A 16,893-nucleotide genomic window follows, 5' to 3' on the forward strand; every position below is an offset into this window, starting at 1 on the left:
TTCCCATACAGAGTATGGGAATGAATTTTGACTGGGGACTGGGGACTGGTGATTGGGGACTGGGGAAGAGGTGATTTTCTCGTTTTCTCGTTCCCATACTCTGTATGGGAATGAATTTTATCAGGCTCTGCCTGATATGAAAGTAGACAAAGTAGAGGCAGAGCCTCTATGATGGCATTCCCAGTCTGAGACTGGGAACGAGAGAAAAAGAGGTAAGGGTTTAGCATTGCTAAACCCCTACACATAACTACAAATAACTACAATTAACGATTATTAAAGTTATGAAAAAAAATTTGTGGAGAATATTAAGTTTACTGTTGATTTTGCTTTTAGCTTGGTTGTGGATAATGATTAATCCTAAACCGGCGATCGCCCAAATTAATACCATTAACTATAACAACGCTTCTTTAGAAAATCGTGACTTTTCTCACACGGATTTATCAGGAGTCAATTTCGTAGCTGCGGAAATGCGTGGGGCAAATTTTCAAGGGGCAAATTTAACTAATGCCATGTTAACTAAAGGTGTCTTATTAAAGGCAAATTTACAAGATGCTAATTTAACCGGTGCTTTAGTTGATCGTGTCACCCTAGATGGTGCTAATCTCAAGAACGCTATTTTTACAGCAGCCACTTTAACCCGTAGCCGCTTTTATGATGCGGATATCACTGGTGCTGATTTTACAGACGCTTTGATTGACCGTTATCAGGTTTCATTATTGTGTGAACGGGCTGATGGTGTTAACCCTGTAACTGGTGTTTCTACACGAGATAGTTTGGGGTGTCGATAGGTGACAAGTGACAGGTGACAGTGAAGAGGAGGGTGTAGGGAGGGGTGTAAGAAAAAGTAGAGTCTCCTTACATTTATTGTTTGAGACTAGGGACGAGACAAACTGTTATTAATTCCGAAAAATCTAATTATCACAATATGTTAAAATCCAAATAACAATAATTAGAGAAATCACTATGAACAATTTAACATTAGAAACATTATTCAAAGAAATAGATAATTTAACCGAAGAGGAAAAAATTGAATTAGTCAATTACTTAAACAAACAAATTCAAAAACAACCAGGTAAAAATACAGCAAAAAATTTAGTTGAATTATTTCAAACTTCTCCTTTAGTGGGTGTAGATTTAGATTTGGAACGTCAAAAAGATTTTGATCATCGTAATTTCGAGACCTTAGCAGCAGCTTTTCAAGAACTTCAACAAATCTGTATAGAAGAAAATTATGATTTAGAAATTCCCTCTCGCCAAAATCGCCCAACTCCCTTTGATTAATACTAAAAATGACATTTTTGTGTGATACTAATATTATTAGCAAAACCTAACCCAAAAATTCAAAATTGGTTCGATAATTTTCTCAAAAATAATTGTCAAATATTACCTATTACTGATGAAATAGCTAAACTCTGTGGTGAAATAAGAGGACAACAAAGATTAAGTAAAACTGTCACCCAAGCAGATATGATGATTGGTGCTACTGCTAAAATACACCAACTTACTTTAGTTACGCGCAATATCCGTGATTTTGATAGTTGTGGTATTCCAATTTTAAATCCTTTTACTTAACTATCTAACAATCACATCCTGTACATCCTGATATGGCTTGCGTCACGCTACGCTATCAGACAAATGAGGTAACAAACCATTTCTTTAAAAGTTACCAGATAGATGTTAAAATTTGTCGGTTAAATATTCTTAGATATGCCTTTTGCAAGATTTTCCGGGTATTATTCGTGACTGAACAACAACAAGATCAAAAACCCTCTCATTCATTTGCTGGTATTGCTGGTATAGTTGCCGCAGCAACCTTAATTAGTAAAGTATTTGGTTTAATTAGACAACAGGCGATCGCTGCTGCTTTTGGTGTCGGTGCTGCTGCTACTGCTTACAGTTACGCCTACATTATCCCCGGTTTTTTATTAATACTACTTGGTGGTGTCAATGGTCCTTTACATAGTGCCATTATCAGCGTTTTAGCCAAGCGGAAAAAAGAAGAAGCAGCGCCTTTAGTAGAAACAGTCACAACCTTAGTAGGTGGGTTATTATTAATAGTCACAATTGCTCAGATTTTTTTAGCAGAACCAATAATTGATATAGTAGGTTATGGTTTAGAACCTAAAACCAGAGAAATTGCCATTCGTCAATTACAAATAATGTCCCCAATGGCGTTATTTTCCGGTTTAATTGGCATTGGTTTCGGTACTCTCAACGCAGCAAATCAATATTGGTTATTATCAATTAGTCCTTTATTATCTAGCGTTACCGTTGTTATTGGTATTGGTATTTTAGCTTTACAATATGGTAAGGAAATAATTCAGCCAGAATTTGCATTTATTGGGGGAATAGTTTTAGCAATTGGCACTTTAGCCGGGGCAATTTTACAATGGATAGTCCAGTTAATTGTGCAATGGCGGTTAGGTTTAGGAACATTGAAACTAAGATTTGATTTTAAATCTCCCGCAGTTCAAGAAGTAATTAAAATCATGACACCGGCAACAATTTCTTCGGGAATGATGCCGATAAATGTAGCGACAGATTTATTTTTTGCCAGTCCCATTAAAGGCGCAGCCGCAGGTTTTAACTATGCCAATTTATTAGTACAAACTCCGTTAGGGATTATTTCTAATATTATTTTATTGCCTTTATTACCCATATTTGCCAAATTAGCAGAACCAGAAAACTGGCCAGATTTAAAATTACGCATTCGTCAAGGACTGTTATTAACTGCGGTGACAATGCTACCTTTAGGGGCGTTGATGATAGCTTTATCTGAACCAATAGTGCAGGTAGTTTATCAACGGGGAGCATTTAAACAAGAAGCAACCCAGTTAGTGTCCTCCTTATTAATAGCTTATGGAATTGGGATGTTTGTTTATTTAGGGCGTGATGTTTTGGTGAGGGTATTTTATGCTTTAGGTGATGGACAAACACCTTTTAAAATTAGCACGTTTAATATTTTATTGAATGCAATTTTAGATTTTATTTTAGTTAAACCCTTTGGTGCGCCTGGTTTGGTGTTAGCTACAGTAGGTGTAAATTGTAGTTCAATTTTAATGTTGTTGTGGTTATTAAATAGGAAATTAAATGGTTTACCTTTACGGGAATGGAGTTTACCAATTTTCGGTTTAACTGCGGGTAGTTTCGTTGCTGGTGTTGCGAGTTATGGGACTTTGGTTGCTTGTCAGCAGGTGTTAGGAAATAAGGGGTTAGTTGTTTTAATAGTTGAGTTATGTGTTTCTGGTGCAGTGGGAATTGGGGTGTTTGCGGTTATTGCGGGGATGATGAAAGTACCGGAGGTTAATAGTTTTGTGGTGAAGATGCGGCAGAAGTTTTTGAAGAGGTAGGTTTTCCTAATTATCTTTTCTTGACATCAGAAGAATAATAATTTAATGAACCACGAAGACACGAAGAACACGAAGGAAGAAGAAAAAGAAGAAAAGAAGATAGGTAATATTAACCCGGTAATGGAGTAATTCTAGTGTAGAGATCGCCCTAATTTTCAGCAATGGTAGATAAATTGCTATGATAGATGAATATTCAACACTGTTACAGCTAAGGAGGAAAGATTTTGTATACAGCAGTAATTAAACAATCCGGTGATTGGTGGTTGGGTTGGATTGAAGAAATACCTGGTGTAAATTGTCAGGAAGCAACGCGAGAGGAATTATTAGAAAGTTTACGAATTACACTTTTAGAGGCATTAGAGTTTAACCGTCAAGATGCTATAGAAGCTGCGGGTAGTGATTATGTTGAGGAAGCGATCGCACTATGAAGCGTGGGGATTTATTACGCCATTTACAGGAGTGCGGTTGTGAGTTGATTCGTGAAGGTTCTCGCCATTCTTGGTGGTGGAATCCTGAGAAAAACAGAAGATCAGCTATTCCTCGACACCAAGAAATAGATGATATTTTGGCGAAAAAGATTTGTAAGGATTTAGGTATACCTTTTACACGATGAGAGTAAATTATGTTCTATGCAAGAGCCTTTTGAAACTCCTGAATATTTATCCGCATGATGCGTTGATATTCTTCTATAGACAGAACGACAGCAACGTCACGATTTTCCTGACGGATGATCACAGGTTCACGTTGTGCTTTATCTAGGATTGAGGCAAATTTTTGTTTAGCTTCGGTATCGGAAATAAATTGCATAATTACACCTCTCTTATTTTTTTAATATAAACAAAATAAATACATTGTCCATAATTTATCCATCCTTTAACCTCAGTCCATACAAACTTAAAGCATTCTCCCGTAAAATTCCCAATGCTATTTCCTCCGCTTCTTTAACAGTAATATCTGTATCTTTAATTGCCTGATCTAATACTTCTCCTAACAATTGACGACCCCATTTTGCACCTAAATAATACAATTCGGGGATAGAATGAGCATCAGATGAATACATTAATTTTGTGGTAGGGATTAATTCCAAAAGTTGCCTAATTGTATTTCGCATTCCGGCTACACTTAAAAAAGGAACTGCTAAACCAAAATCTAGATAAACCTGGGGATACATTGATGCTAAATATCCCGCTTCTCTCATGTAAGGATAGGAAGCATGAAGCAAAACTAAAGGCGCGTTTTTATATTGAGGACATTCTATCAAATATCGTAAATTTAAAGGATTTGCTAATCTTAAATCTAAATCTGGATCTCCTAAACCAGTGTGTAATTGTACAGGTATTTTATATTTAGCAGCAACTATCAACGATTGTTGTAAAATAAAATCTATTAATTGTTTATCATTTAATCGTAAAGGCAGATCATTTTTTTTCTGTAGTTTTTTAAAATCATAAAAATGCACAGCAGCAACCGCAGGTGCAACAGGTCGAACATCTAAACCACTACGATAACAGGCGATACTTTTAAACGCTACAATGTCAGGGGATGGAGGATCAATTTCTTTGATAAAAGCATTGACAAAAGTGTGAAATTCGTCAATTTGTGAAAGTAGTTTTTCCGCTAATAATTCTAAGCGTAAAATTCTTTTGACCGTGGTAAATTGTTGATGCCAAGAAATTGGTAAGATATTTTCCGGGGTTAAACCATCATCTAAATATATTGCTTCTAAGTTAGCAGCTTCAAAATATATTCTGGTTAAATTTTCTAGTCCTAAATTTTGCCGATGTGCTAAAATTGCTGTTTCTTCGGGTTCACAGTTTAATAATGTAGCAATTTCTCGTAAACTGCGGCGGTAAAATAAGGTATGTTTAGCGTGATAATTTACTATTTCTGGATCATAACCTTCTGTAAAAGCGGCTGCAAAGGGATAATTTGCAGCTACTTCTGATTTTAATATGTTATGGGCGTGTTGTTCAATGAGGGGAATTTCCGAGAGATTCATGGATGGTTAAGATTTTTGAGATGTAAGTATTCAGGTATCTGGGTTTCTGTGTCAGCTTTTTACATGAGAGGAGGGAACAGGGAACAGGGAGGAGGGAACAGATTAATTTTACATTTAATATCCATCTTTCCGAACATGAAGTTAAAATATTTAACTATTTTTGATAAAAATTTGCAAATAAATATACTTAAAATCTGGTATATTTGGAAAATATTTGGATAATCTTGTTATACTTGAATGATAGTTAACAATAAGCTAACAATATTATATTTTATGCAAACACAAACCCGAACCTATACACCAGAAGAATATCTAGAACTGGAAGAGAAAGCAGAATATAAAAACGAATACCGTGATGGAGAGATTATACCAATGGCAGGAGGAACAACAAATCATAATAAAATTGCCCTGAATTTTGCTGCTGCTTTAAAATACGGATTAAAAAAGCAAAATTATGATGTTTATATTGGTGATGTCAGGTTGTGGATACCCCGTTATCGTCAATATACATACCCTGATGTGATGCTAATTAAAGGTGAACCTATTTATCAAAATGCAAATACAACTACTGTAATGAATCCTTTATTAATTGCTGAAGTTTTATCTAAATCAACTAGCAATTATGACCAAGGTGATAAGTTTCTTTATTATCGCTCAATTCCTGAATTTAAAGAATATATTTTAATCAATCAATATCAATATCATGTCATGCACTATGTAAAAACAGATGATGGGAAATGGATATTTACAGAATTGGAATCTGAATCAGATACTTTAACACTGCAAAATCTAGATTTTCAAATTGATTTTCAGGATTTATATGAACAGGTTGATTTTCATAAAAGTGTTGATGAATAAATAATTAATCTGAGGAGGGAACAGGGAAAAAATTTCAATTTTAATCACATTTTCCCCCCCCCTTAATTTCCCCTTATCAAGGGGAGGGTTAGGAAGGGGTAAAAATATTTGATACATTTTGATACATCAATCATGACTGTTCAAACAACCTCTGAGAATGACTACAACGTGAAAAATATATATTTATAATGAATAATTTTCAACTTCCCAATTTACCCTTACCATCACCCCTTGTAGGTTCTGAAATTGGTTCTTTTACTGAGTTTACCGTAACTCAAAGAATGCCAAATATTGCCCGTCGTGTCATTCAAGAAAATAAATTTACCACTGAGATAAATCAAAACTTGGAAAAATTAGCAGCAGAACTTCCCAACGGATATTTACAACCTTTAAAAAATGACACAGGTGCAGATTTTCACGACTGGGAGAAATATCTAGAACCTTATAAAAATCAACCTTGGGTAGATGTACCTTGGTTTTTTGCGGAAACTTATTTTTATCGTCTTATTCTCAATATTACTAATTACTTTCAACATGGAGAATGGCAAGGTGTTGATCCATTTTTACTCCAAAAAGAACAAGGTTTAGAAGCTGCTATTGATGCTATTATTTCTTTATGTACTCAAGTACAACAATGGTTAAATGAATCAAAGAAAGCAGGTAAACCTAGTAAATCTTCTCTCATTGCTTTATTGTATTTCGCATTATGGGGAAATAGAGTTGATTTAAGTTTATGGTCAGCTTTTGAAGATAACAGAAGTAATTTTGATATTCAAACTCAATTAAATAATATTTTGGTAGATGATTCATTTGCAGTTAGTAAGCTATTAACTAAATCGGAAAATAACCGCATTGATTTTGTAGTTGATAATGCAGGTTTTGAATTAATTTGTGATTTATGTTTAGTTGATTTTCTCTTGGGTAGTGGTTTTGCGAATCAGGTTTATTTACATTTGAAACCCCATCCCACTTTTGTATCGGATGCAATGATTAAAGATGTGTATGCAACCAAAGATTTTTTAGCAGCAGGTAGTCATCCTGATGTTAAATCATTTGTACAAAGATTAAGTAAAAATCTTGATTCAGGTAAATTGATTTTAACAGAAGATTATTTTTGGACTTCACCTTTACCATTTTGGCAAATTCCCCAATCACTGAAAGATGAGTTAGCAAAGTCGAATTTAATAGTTGTTAAAGGTGATGCTAATTATCGGCGGTTGTTGGGAGATTTATACTGGAATTATACTACAAATTTTGCAGATATAGTGGCTTATTTACCTGCACCAATGTTAGCGTTACGTACCTTAAAATCAGAAGTAGCAGCAGGTTTAAAAGCTGAAGTTTTAGAGGAATTAGCAATATTAGATCCTCAGTGGTTAACAAATGGACAATGGGGGGTTATTCAGTTGGTAGATTTAGGAATCTGAAGAAATTCCACATGAAAGAGAACTTTACATAGCAGATCAAACTGAGAATTTTTTTCATATTTACCGTAAATGTCGATTAGCACTACTTCATCACCTCCTTGGATTTTAGATATTGTTTGATATACACTATTTATATATAGCAAGGGTAATTTCCAAAAAGCTATGAAATTAATTTCTGAACCATCAGTTCCGGTAAAAATCCAAAAAATGAACCAAAGGGTGCGATCGCAGCATCCCAGTATTCAGCAACGAGGAATTGACCAAACTACCATGATTTTAGATGATAATGGCAGGGAGAAAAATCAAAATTTCTCTTTTATGGTAATCGGTGATAGCGGTACTAAGTCTCATTATGGTTCTCATCCTCAGCGTCAAGTTGCGGAAATGATGTTAAATCATAGTGATGATTGCCGTTTTATTTTACATACTGGTGATGTTGTTTATGTGGTGGGTTCTCGTGAGTATTATCCGCCTAATTTTATTGAACCTTACCGCGAATTTTTAGTAGGTGGTGAAAACCCTGAAAGTATTGCTTATGACCAGATGGTTTTTAAGTTGCCAATTTTGCCAGTTTTAGGTAATCATGACTATTATGATGTGCCTTGGATGTATCGGTTAATCACAGGTTCGACTTTACCTTTGCGGCGGATGTTGCGTTACAAAGATATTGAGATCGGTTGGCATGGTTCAAATCAAGGTGATGCTTATTCAAGAGCTTTTATTGATTATTTAGCTGCTATTTCTCCCCATGAATTAGAATATCATTTAGATAAATATTACACTGCTAAAAGTAATACAGGACGCTGTTTGCGTTACCAACCGGGACAATTCACCCGATTACCTAATCGGTATTATACATTTAATTATGGGGGAATTGACTTTTTTGCCCTTGATTCTAATACTTTTAATACTCCAGAACCGTTACCAGAAAACCAAGCGGGAGATATACGTCGGGAGTTGTTACAGCGTCGTCAAAAGTTGGAACAAGAAGAGTTAGAAATTTTGGCAGAGTGTGATAAACTTAACTCCGAAAATCCCGAAGAATCAGAACTACTGGCTGACTTGGGTGCTAAGGTAGACCAACTTAATGAAGTCAAGCTTGATATTGAAAAACAATTAGAAATTCATACCAGTGCAGATGTGGATCTTGAACAGCTTGACTGGTTAAGAGATAGGTTAATTGCATCTTGGCAAAATTCAGAAGTGAGGGGACGGGTGATATTTTTCCATCATCCTCCTTATGTAACAGAAGCTACCAAGTGGCATCAAGGACAAACTTTAGCCGTGCGTCATCGGTTGCGGGGGGTATTGGAACAAGTTGCGGCGGCTTTAGGTAATATAAATCAAGGTAGACCGCTTGTGGATGTGGTTTTCAATGGCCACGCGCACTGTTTGGAATATCTGCGGACGGTGGATACAGGATATGCCGATTCACACATTAATTATATAGTTTGTGGTGGCAGTGGTCGCCGTCCCCGTCGCCAACGACAAGAAGGAACAGAATTAGTAGAAAGTTTTACCGATGGTAATAGTAATTCTACTCATAAAGTCGCCGAGTCTTTGCTGTATGTGGGACGCAGTGGTTACGGTTTAGAGAGGAAAAAACCTTATTCCTGCTTGCGGGTGGATGTCAAAGGCGGTTTTCCGGCTAAGTTTATTATTACACCATTAGTTACAGAGCTAGTAGAGGGAAAATGGTGCGATCGCCAATTAGAACCTATTGTAATTTAATAAGCTGTTGTGCATTTAATTTGTATAAGTGGAACAGGCATCTTGCCTGTTAAACAAGAGTTCAGAATGTTAGGATTATACAATTTAGCTGTGTAACAGCTTACTCATCCTGTTGCTAAGTTGGGTTGCTAAGTTGGGAATATTACTCACAACCTCAAAACTGCTGTCATTAGGGGTTGCTGAGAAAGTCTTTCCGTGAGGGCATAGGAGTCAGGAGTCAGGAGTCGTAGGGGCGAAGCATTCAGACGACAAATTATCAATTTTATGAAAAGGCTATTTTCCGAATGCTTCGCCCGTACAGGAGTCAGGAGTCAGGAGGAGATTTGAAAATTTCTTTGCCATCTCTTGAAATCCCCAAAAATGCACACTTTTTCCGGTATACCCTTCAAAACCCTTGCACTAATTTCTGTGTTTATCAGCCTCTAACCTTTGATATATCAAGGTTTTAGGTTTATTCAGCAAATCCTAATTACCAGAGTTTGTTGGTTTCCAGTTTAAAGGATTTAATTATAGTGTCTTCCACAGTTTTTACAAACTCTGGATAGAATTTATCTTCAGCGCGATAGGTGAGAATATAGGCTTTTTGACCATTAACAATCCATACTTGCATTTCTTGGAAATTTACCTTGTGAATATTATCTCTGCTTTCATAAACTACTTGATAACCTTGTGTTTCACCAAGTTGTATAGGTTCAGATTTGATAATTTTCGTATTTTGTCCTGATTCTTCAATTCGTTGGATAGAAAACTTAGTATAATCTTCCAAAGTTTCCGACGAGAATAACTCCTCTGTAGTGATAAAAAACTCTGGAGTTAGAGAAGATGAAATCGTATTTTTCGGAACAATTCGTGTTAATTGATCTATAGCTGGCGTTTCTTCCCAATCTTTAGGATATTGAAACTTAATCCCAGATTTTGCATATTCTACTACTTCTACTACTTTTGGTGGTCGCAAATAACTATTAACACCTATCACACCAACAATTATTGGCAATATCAAAAACACCGATTTGATCAATAAAGGCTTTAATGTTTCAAGTTGTTTAGGAATAATTGTTGGTGGTTCAGTCAGTGGTTCAGTCAGTGGTTTACTTATTCGAGATTCATTTATAGCCTTCATCACTTCTGCTGCTGATTGAAACCGATGTCTAGGGTTAACCTTGAGCATTTTATCTAAAATATTAGCTAGAGAAGGGCTAATAATTCTACTAGCTTGTTGTCGCCAATTTTGGTAATTATTGCTAAGGTAATCAACGGGAGTTGTACCTGTGAGTAACTCCAGACAAGTAACAGCCAAACTATATAAATCACTAGACGGATAAATTTGTCCTATTATTCCCTCTTCAGGTCTTTGTTCAGGAGCAGCGTATACTTTTGTATGAAAAACTATAGCTGATTGTACATTTATTTGACCGGAGAAAACCTGTTTTACCGCCCCAAAATCAATTAAAAATAGTTTTTGTGTGGCTGTTTCTCTAACAATATTACTGGGTTTAATATCTCGATGGATAGAATTTTGATCATGAATAAATTGTAAAATCGGTAAAATTTGCTTTAAAAAATCTAAAATCTCTGTTTCGGAAAAACGACCTTTTCTTTTGAGTTCCTGAGATAGATCTTCACCTTGGATATATTGTTGTACTAAATATTTAAACTCAAGTTCTTTTTGTTGACCAAAAGCAGGAGCAGTAAAGGAAAAATAATCATATAAAGTAGGAATATTCCCGCTATTATCACCTAAAAATTCTAAAACCTGAGCTTCTCGATCAAAAGCTGCTTTGATTCCTTGAATTATTCTGTTAACAACCTCTGGATCATTATTTGCGGCTTGAATCGCATCAACTTTAGCTTGTATCTCATCAACTTTAATATTCAATCGTTTGATCACACATTGACGCTGATTCACAGAATCTAAATCAATAGCTTGAAAAGTAGCGCCAAATCCCCCTTTCCCCAGAGGTTTAATAGTTTGATAATGTCCCTTTCTCCCCTGTAATATTAGGGGCATTCCACAAGCTTGACAAAATATTCCCGAATTAGTGTGAGAATCTGGAGAGTCAGGAAAACGGTTTTCAGGACTAGGGCAGTGGGGTCGGGTACAATAGTACATGATAGATAAAATAATACATGATATAGTTACAGTATTGATCCATCAGATTGGATTGTATCATAAAATGAACTTCTAAGTAAACACCTGAATATTTTCAAAAAATTAGTATATAATCAGTTATGTGTGTATCAAGTAGCCTTGCTGAATTGAGACATAAAAATCGAAAATTCCATGTCTCAAACTCCGCGCCTCTGCGCCTCTGCGTGAGAAAAATTCATATTTTCACTCACCAACACCTATAAAGTTTAAAAGAAAGTAGCGCCATAATCACCAAAATTCAGTAATCAAAGGTCAAGTATTATGCAACTACCAGCATTAACTAGTGTCTTAACATTCACCGCATTGACAGTTACCCTGAGTGTTAACCCTGGTTTGAGTCAAGAGATTCCCAAGCAAGAAGTTAGTTTTGCTTGTCGTTCAATTTCTTACAAAGGTAATACGGAAAAAGTTCCCACTACCATGGCCTTCATTCCCAACAAAAAACATGACCCTTATGTACCCATAATTGCTTGGAGATCCGACTCTTTTCCCAATAGCGGATGGACTCCTACAAAACGCTGTGAAACAGTAAGTAGAAAATTCCAGCAATTTCACCAACAAGGCCAATTAGATTATTTAACAACCGGTAAGTTGAACGGTTTGGGAGTTATCTGTGCAGCTAAACCTGGTCAATGCAATAAAAACAATATTTTATTTAGTGTCAGACCAGGTGTAAACCCCACTACAGTTTTAGCTGAACTTAATGAAATCAGAGAAGGTAGAACTTCAGACTTAAATTGGCAAAATTCCGGTGAAAATACTTACTTGAATCTGGGTGAATATCTCAGAAATATCTCTAAATCAAAATAACAAAACACCCCATCCTCACCCTCACCCTTGCTAAGAGGTTGTTTGGAAAGTATTAGATGAAACCGATAATTTCCAAAAACCTAACCCCCCTTCCCCCCTTCCCTACAAGGGAATGGGGGTTTCAAAGCCTCTCCCCGACGCGGGGAGAGGTTTGCAGAGGGGTTTATTTATACATTAAACACCTTTCAAACATCCTCTAAGGGGAGGGGACAAGATTCCGGTTTCCCCACTTTACAAGGGGATTAAGGGGGGTAAACCACTACTAACAAAAACACTATTTAACTAATTATGAAACGTCAAATCGCCATTATCTCCTGCTTACTACTGCTACCCTATCCAGTGTCAGCAATAGAAACCCAAATCAAAACTACAAAACTTACACCAATATCCCAAAAGTGCAAATTACAACCAGCAGACCGACAAAACGGCATTTATTTAAACCTACAATTAGAAACCATTGCTAAACAAATTACAGTTAGAGTCAGAGACAAAGAAAGAGGCGCTTCCGGGACAATTTTCGCTAGAAAAGGTAACTCTTATTTAGTAGTGACTAATTCCCACGTTGTCAGAAGAATTAATAACATCAATATTATCACAGCCGATGGTCAAAAATATCCAGCTAAGATATTACCTAATACTAACTTTGATCAATTTGATTTAACTATATTAGAATTTACATCTAATCAACAATATTGTTTACCATCAGAAATTGCGGACAGAATCGCCTCCTTTGATATTAACTTAGAAACACCAGTTATGGCCGCAGGATATGCTGTATCTGAAGATAAATTAGTATTGACAACAGGAGAAGTACAACAAATCATCTCCCAACCGAGTTTAAAAGATGGTTATGAAATTGGCTATACCAGCGATATTCAACAAGGAATGAGTGGCGGTCCAATTATTAGTAATACAGGAAATTTAATAGGAATTAATGGCATTAGTTCCTATCCTTTAGTCAATTCTGCTTATATTTATACCAACGGAAAACGCCCCACAAATCCAGAAATTCAAGAGTTCAGAAAACTGAGTTGGGGAATACCCATTAAAACCGTTTTAGCTCAAGTTAAACCAGAAGTTCTCACCGCTTATAATTTACCTATCCCAGATATTAAACAGACAATAGCAGAAGTACCATTAACAGGTTGGTTAGGAGAACTAGAAGCAAAAGCTCAACAAATTACCGTCAGAATTGATAGCAGTAGCGGTACTAATGGTTCAGGGGTAATTATTGCTAAACAAGGAAATACTTACACCGTTTTAACTGCGGCTCATGTAGTTTGTAAACCACCAGATAAACCGGGAAAATGTGAGCCAAATACTTATAAAATCCTCACAGTAGATGGTAAACAATATCCTGTAGAACCAAGCACCATTAAATTAGAAGAGGGGGTAGATTTAGCGGTAGTTAAATTCACCAGTCGGGAAAATTATCAAGTTGCCACCTTAGCAGATTATCCTACTAAAGATAATGAATATATGTTCACTGCTGGTTATCCCAGGTTAGGAGAAAAATCACCTTGGCGGTTCACATTGGGACAAATTTATAGTAAAGAAGAAGGATTATTCCGAACTACCCAATCAGATTTTATCAGTAACAGTTTGGGTACAGCCCAAGCAGCAGTTTCTTTAACAGGAGGATATGAATTAGTTTATAGTAGTATCACCTTTGGCGGCATGAGTGGGGGACCGGTTTTAGATTCCCAAGGGCGGGTAATAGGTATTCATGGCAGAACGGAGGGAGAAGCTGCTATTGATAATAATAGTAATAGTAAAGAAACTATCCAATTAGGTAATAGTTTGGGTATTCCTGTGAATACGTTTTTAGGAATAGCAACCCGACTGAACACCTCAGCACAAAAGGTAGAAATCACTCCAACACCAGAACTAAATCCACAACAAGTTAAGTCTATTCAAACAGCGATTTTATCAGTAGATGTGTCTCAAAGTAATACTACCGCCAGTCAATGGTTAGCAAGAGGAAATCAACTGTGGCGGTTACGTCGTCATCCAGAAGCAATACAGGCTTTTGATGAAGCAATTAAGCAAAAACCAGAGTTTATTCACCTGGCTTATTATGGCAAAGGTTTGGCGTTATATTGGAGTGGAAGAAATTCAGAAGCTATAACTGCATTAGAACTAGCAGTGAAATTTAAACCTGAGCTTGTTCCTGCTTGGAATTATTTAAGTATAGTTTATAGAGAATCAAACCAACTGGATAAAGCCTTAGCAGCCATAAATAAAGCCATTCAATTCCAGGCCAATAATCCTAATTTGTATGCTCAGAAGTATTCAGTTTTAATCTCTTTAAAAAGATATAGAGAAGCAGAGGCGGCGATAAATAAAGCCATTGAACTCAGTCCCCGTGCAGTATTTTACTTTATCCGGGGAATTGTCCATTTGCAATTAGGAAATACGCAAGGAGCAATAGATGATTCTAACCTAGCTATCAAGATTAATCCTAACCTTGCTGAAGCCTACTTTCTCCGGGGAGGTACTCGTTGGCAATTAGGAAATACGCAAGGAGCAATAGATGATTCTAACCAAGCTATCAAGATTAATCCTAACCTTGCTGAAGCCTACTTTCTCCGGGGAATTGTCCATTTGCAATTAGGAAATACGCAAGGAGCAATAGATGATTCTAACCTAGCTATCAAGATTAATCCTAACCTTGCTGAAGCCTACTTTCTCCGGGGAATTGTCCATTTGCAATTAGGAAATACGCAAGGAGCAATAGATGATTCTAACCTAGCTATCAAGATTAATCCTAACCTTGCCAGTGCCTACTACGTCCGGGGAAATGTCCGTAAGGAATTAGGAGATAAGCAAGGAGCAATAGATGATTTCAACCAAGCCATTAAGATTAATCCTAACTTTGTCTATGACTACTTTCTCCGGGGAAATGCCCGTAAGGAATTAGGAGATAAGCAAGGAGCAATAGATGATTTCAACCAAGCTATCAAGATTAATCCTAACTATGCCGATGCTTACTACGGCCGGGGAGTTGTCCGTTCTGAATTAGGAGATAAGCAAGGAGCTATAGATGATTTCAACCAAGCTATCAAGATTAATCCTAACCATGCCTATGCCTACTACAACCGGGGAATTGTCCGTAAGGAATTAGGAGATAAGCAAGGTGCTATAGATGATTACACCCTAGCTATCAAGATTAATCCTAACGATGCCGATGCCTACAACAACCGGGGAATTGTCCGTAGTGAATTAGGAGATAAGCAAGGTGCTATAGATGATTACAACCAAGCTATCAAGATTAATCCTAACTTAGCCCAAGCCTACAACAACCGGGGAATTGTCCGTAAGGAATTAGGAGATAAGCAAGGTGCTATAGATGATTACACCCAAGCTATCAAGTTTAATCCTAACTTTGCCAATGCTTACTACGGCCGGGGAATTGTCCGTAAGGAATTAGGAGATAGGCAAGGAGCAATAGATGATTACACCCAAGCTATCAAGTTTAATCCTAACTATGCCTATGCTTATCATGAAAGAGGAAATGTTAAATCTGCTTTAGGGGATAAGCAAGGAGCTATAGCAGATTTTCAGCAAGCTGTGAAACTATATCAACAACAAGGAGGTAATGAATACTGGTTGAGAATAGCCCAAGATAGAATTAGAGAATTACAACAATAATAGTTTGTCTGAATCAGGATAACCAGGATTTGAGGGCGGAATGCCTGATACCACAAATACAACAAATGTTACTATTAAAATACCTCGTAGTAATCAGTTTACACCGGATGCACTACAGACCATCATTCAACGTATTAGTTTGGGAGATTTGCCATGAAAGTTACCATTAAAGATAGTCAAATACTCAAAACAGTTCAACCTGAAATTATCCAAACACATCTACAAGCTACAGGATGGCAGGAAACAGGTAGAATTTATAACGATGCTGGAGCAATTTGGCGATTTAAAAAAGACTCTATTAATGAATATGAAATTTTGCTACCTCTGCAACAGAATTTAGGAGACTATGCTGAAAGAATTAGTGATATTTTGAAAACACTAGAGATAGTAGAAAATAGAAATCAATTTGATATTTTAAGTGAATTTATCACCAATTATCCTAACTTTAATATTCAAGGTATTGTCAAGGAAATATCCACTCCAGAAATTGATAAACTGAGAGGAGAAATTACATTATTAGGTGCAGTATTTGAGAAATTACAAGAAATTAAAACAGTTCTCAATAATCAGGATTATATCTTAGCTATTAAGGCTTATCAAGAACGATTATCAATTAATTGTATGGGTGATTTAATCAAGGAAGATAATCATTTTATTCTCAAAAATCCCAGAAATTTACAAATTGACTGATGAATATTGACTGTTGACGTTGTAATTAATTAGGGTTTGCTGAATAAACCTAAAACCTTGATATATTAAAGGTTAGAGGCTGATAAACACAGAAATTAGTGCAAGGGTTTTGAAGGGTATACCGGAAAAAGTGTGCATTTTTTGGGATTTCAAGAGATGGCAAAGAAATTTTCAAATCTCCTCCTGACTCCTGACTCCTGACTCCTGACTCCTATGCCCTCACGGAAA

17 protein-coding genes are annotated in these 16,893 nt (G+C 36.3%); 13 read left to right on the forward strand and 4 right to left on the reverse strand.

Annotated elements, in window-relative coordinates:
• Nucleotides 1-227 (reverse strand): hypothetical protein (locus H5968_RS22290; protein ID WP_187041707.1); only part of this gene is annotated, 227 nt, incomplete at its 3' end.
• 54 nt (nucleotides 228-281) lie between these two features.
• Between H5968_RS22290 and H5968_RS22295 the strand changes: the two genes are divergently transcribed.
• From H5968_RS22295 to H5968_RS22320, 6 genes are all read left to right on the forward strand, one after another.
• A complete protein-coding gene (locus H5968_RS22295; RefSeq protein WP_187041708.1) occupies nucleotides 282-788 on the forward strand; it encodes a pentapeptide repeat-containing protein in 507 nt (168 codons plus the stop codon).
• A gap of 175 nt (nucleotides 789-963) precedes the next feature.
• Complete coding sequence (locus H5968_RS22300) at nucleotides 964-1,281, forward strand: hypothetical protein (RefSeq protein WP_137669378.1); 318 nt, start codon at nucleotides 964-966, stop codon at nucleotides 1,279-1,281.
• Between the two features lie 21 nt (nucleotides 1,282-1,302).
• Complete coding sequence (locus H5968_RS22305) at nucleotides 1,303-1,572, forward strand: PIN domain-containing protein (RefSeq protein ID WP_187041709.1); 270 nt, start codon at nucleotides 1,303-1,305, stop codon at nucleotides 1,570-1,572.
• A 167-nt stretch (nucleotides 1,573-1,739) separates the two neighbouring features.
• Nucleotides 1,740-3,350 (forward strand): murein biosynthesis integral membrane protein MurJ, encoded by a 1,611-nt coding sequence (gene murJ, locus H5968_RS22310; RefSeq protein ID WP_187041710.1) that lies wholly within the window; start codon nucleotides 1,740-1,742, stop codon nucleotides 3,348-3,350.
• A 224-nt stretch (nucleotides 3,351-3,574) separates the two neighbouring features.
• Entirely contained in the window at nucleotides 3,575-3,778 is a 204-nt protein-coding gene (locus H5968_RS22315) for a type II toxin-antitoxin system HicB family antitoxin (RefSeq protein WP_222620771.1), read from the forward strand.
• The gene (locus H5968_RS22320) at nucleotides 3,775-3,963 is read left to right on the forward strand and encodes a type II toxin-antitoxin system HicA family toxin (RefSeq protein ID WP_137669081.1); all 189 of its coding nucleotides are present in this window, start codon (nucleotides 3,775-3,777) and stop codon (nucleotides 3,961-3,963) included. Before H5968_RS22315 ends, H5968_RS22320 begins: the two co-directional genes overlap by 4 nt.
• 14 nt (nucleotides 3,964-3,977) lie before the next feature.
• On the opposite strand, the gene H5968_RS22325 is transcribed toward H5968_RS22320, so the two are convergent.
• The gene (locus H5968_RS22325) at nucleotides 3,978-4,157 is read right to left on the reverse strand and encodes a type II toxin-antitoxin system Phd/YefM family antitoxin (RefSeq protein WP_187041711.1); all 180 of its coding nucleotides are present in this window, start codon (nucleotides 4,155-4,157) and stop codon (nucleotides 3,978-3,980) included.
• A gap of 55 nt (nucleotides 4,158-4,212) precedes the next feature.
• Nucleotides 4,213-5,349: an amidohydrolase family protein gene (locus H5968_RS22330; protein ID WP_187041712.1), complete on the reverse strand. Its 1,137-nt coding sequence runs from the start codon at nucleotides 5,347-5,349 to the stop codon at nucleotides 4,213-4,215.
• A gap of 273 nt (nucleotides 5,350-5,622) precedes the next feature.
• On the opposite strand from H5968_RS22330, the gene H5968_RS22335 reads away from it, so the two are divergent.
• From H5968_RS22335 to H5968_RS22345, 3 genes are all read left to right on the forward strand, one after another.
• Nucleotides 5,623-6,207 carry a Uma2 family endonuclease gene (locus tag H5968_RS22335; protein WP_187041713.1) on the forward strand — a complete coding sequence of 195 codons (585 nt, stop codon included), beginning with the start codon at nucleotides 5,623-5,625 and terminating at the stop codon, nucleotides 6,205-6,207.
• 188 nt (nucleotides 6,208-6,395) lie between these two features.
• The gene (locus H5968_RS22340; RefSeq protein ID WP_187041714.1) at nucleotides 6,396-7,634 is read left to right on the forward strand and encodes a damage-control phosphatase ARMT1 family protein; all 1,239 of its coding nucleotides are present in this window, start codon (nucleotides 6,396-6,398) and stop codon (nucleotides 7,632-7,634) included.
• A 162-nt stretch (nucleotides 7,635-7,796) separates the two neighbouring features.
• Nucleotides 7,797-9,365, forward strand: coding sequence for a metallophosphoesterase (locus tag H5968_RS22345; RefSeq protein ID WP_187041715.1), 1,569 nt, complete (start codon nucleotides 7,797-7,799; stop codon nucleotides 9,363-9,365).
• Nucleotides 9,366-9,834: 469 nt separating this feature from the next.
• Here the strand turns inward: H5968_RS22345 and H5968_RS22350 are convergent, their stop codons facing one another.
• Complete coding sequence (locus tag H5968_RS22350) at nucleotides 9,835-11,475, reverse strand: serine/threonine-protein kinase (protein WP_255427224.1); 1,641 nt, start codon at nucleotides 11,473-11,475, stop codon at nucleotides 9,835-9,837.
• Between the two features lie 300 nt (nucleotides 11,476-11,775).
• On the opposite strand from H5968_RS22350, the gene H5968_RS22355 reads away from it, so the two are divergent.
• The 4 genes from H5968_RS22355 (at nucleotide 11,776) to H5968_RS22370 (ending at nucleotide 16,665) form a co-directional block, all read left to right on the forward strand.
• Nucleotides 11,776-12,324 (forward strand): COP23 domain-containing protein, encoded by a 549-nt coding sequence (locus H5968_RS22355; RefSeq protein WP_187041716.1) that lies wholly within the window; start codon nucleotides 11,776-11,778, stop codon nucleotides 12,322-12,324.
• A 288-nt stretch (nucleotides 12,325-12,612) separates the two neighbouring features.
• Nucleotides 12,613-15,975: a serine protease gene (locus H5968_RS22360; protein ID WP_187041717.1), complete on the forward strand. Its 3,363-nt coding sequence runs from the start codon at nucleotides 12,613-12,615 to the stop codon at nucleotides 15,973-15,975.
• Nucleotides 15,976-16,015: 40 nt separating this feature from the next.
• Nucleotides 16,016-16,132 carry a DUF4365 domain-containing protein gene (locus H5968_RS22365; protein ID WP_255427225.1) on the forward strand — a complete coding sequence of 39 codons (117 nt, stop codon included), beginning with the start codon at nucleotides 16,016-16,018 and terminating at the stop codon, nucleotides 16,130-16,132.
• Nucleotides 16,129-16,665: a hypothetical protein gene (locus H5968_RS22370; RefSeq protein WP_096566965.1), complete on the forward strand. Its 537-nt coding sequence runs from the start codon at nucleotides 16,129-16,131 to the stop codon at nucleotides 16,663-16,665. Before H5968_RS22365 ends, H5968_RS22370 begins: the two co-directional genes overlap by 4 nt.
• Nucleotides 16,666-16,893 lie beyond the last annotated feature (228 nt).

Origin of the sequence: Sphaerospermopsis sp. LEGE 00249 (genome assembly GCF_014299995.1) — a bacterium.
In the GTDB taxonomy this organism is placed as follows: domain Bacteria; phylum Cyanobacteriota; class Cyanobacteriia; order Cyanobacteriales; family Nostocaceae; genus Sphaerospermopsis; species Sphaerospermopsis kisseleviana.

What these genes read in the sequence shown, in the direction of transcription:
- H5968_RS22295 (WP_187041708.1), top strand. Translation starts at nt 282, where the DNA reads ATGAAAAAAAATTTGTGGAGAATATTAAGTTTACTGTTGATTTTGCTT.
- H5968_RS22300 (WP_137669378.1), top strand. Translation starts at nt 964, where the DNA reads ATGAACAATTTAACATTAGAAACATTATTCAAAGAAATAGATAATTTA.
- H5968_RS22320 (WP_137669081.1), top strand. Translation starts at nt 3,775, where the DNA reads ATGAAGCGTGGGGATTTATTACGCCATTTACAGGAGTGCGGTTGTGAG.
- H5968_RS22325 (WP_187041711.1), bottom strand. Translation starts at nt 4,157, where the DNA reads ATGCAATTTATTTCCGATACCGAAGCTAAACAAAAATTTGCCTCAATC.
- H5968_RS22330 (WP_187041712.1), bottom strand. Translation starts at nt 5,349, where the DNA reads ATGAATCTCTCGGAAATTCCCCTCATTGAACAACACGCCCATAACATA.
- H5968_RS22335 (WP_187041713.1), top strand. Translation starts at nt 5,623, where the DNA reads ATGCAAACACAAACCCGAACCTATACACCAGAAGAATATCTAGAACTG.
- H5968_RS22340 (WP_187041714.1), top strand. Translation starts at nt 6,396, where the DNA reads ATGAATAATTTTCAACTTCCCAATTTACCCTTACCATCACCCCTTGTA.
- H5968_RS22345 (WP_187041715.1), top strand. Translation starts at nt 7,797, where the DNA reads ATGAAATTAATTTCTGAACCATCAGTTCCGGTAAAAATCCAAAAAATG.
- H5968_RS22350 (WP_255427224.1), bottom strand. Translation starts at nt 11,475, where the DNA reads ATGTACTATTGTACCCGACCCCACTGCCCTAGTCCTGAAAACCGTTTT.
- H5968_RS22355 (WP_187041716.1), top strand. Translation starts at nt 11,776, where the DNA reads ATGCAACTACCAGCATTAACTAGTGTCTTAACATTCACCGCATTGACA.
- H5968_RS22360 (WP_187041717.1), top strand. Translation starts at nt 12,613, where the DNA reads ATGAAACGTCAAATCGCCATTATCTCCTGCTTACTACTGCTACCCTAT.
- H5968_RS22365 (WP_255427225.1), top strand. Translation starts at nt 16,016, where the DNA reads ATGCCTGATACCACAAATACAACAAATGTTACTATTAAAATACCTCGT.
- H5968_RS22370 (WP_096566965.1), top strand. Translation starts at nt 16,129, where the DNA reads ATGAAAGTTACCATTAAAGATAGTCAAATACTCAAAACAGTTCAACCT.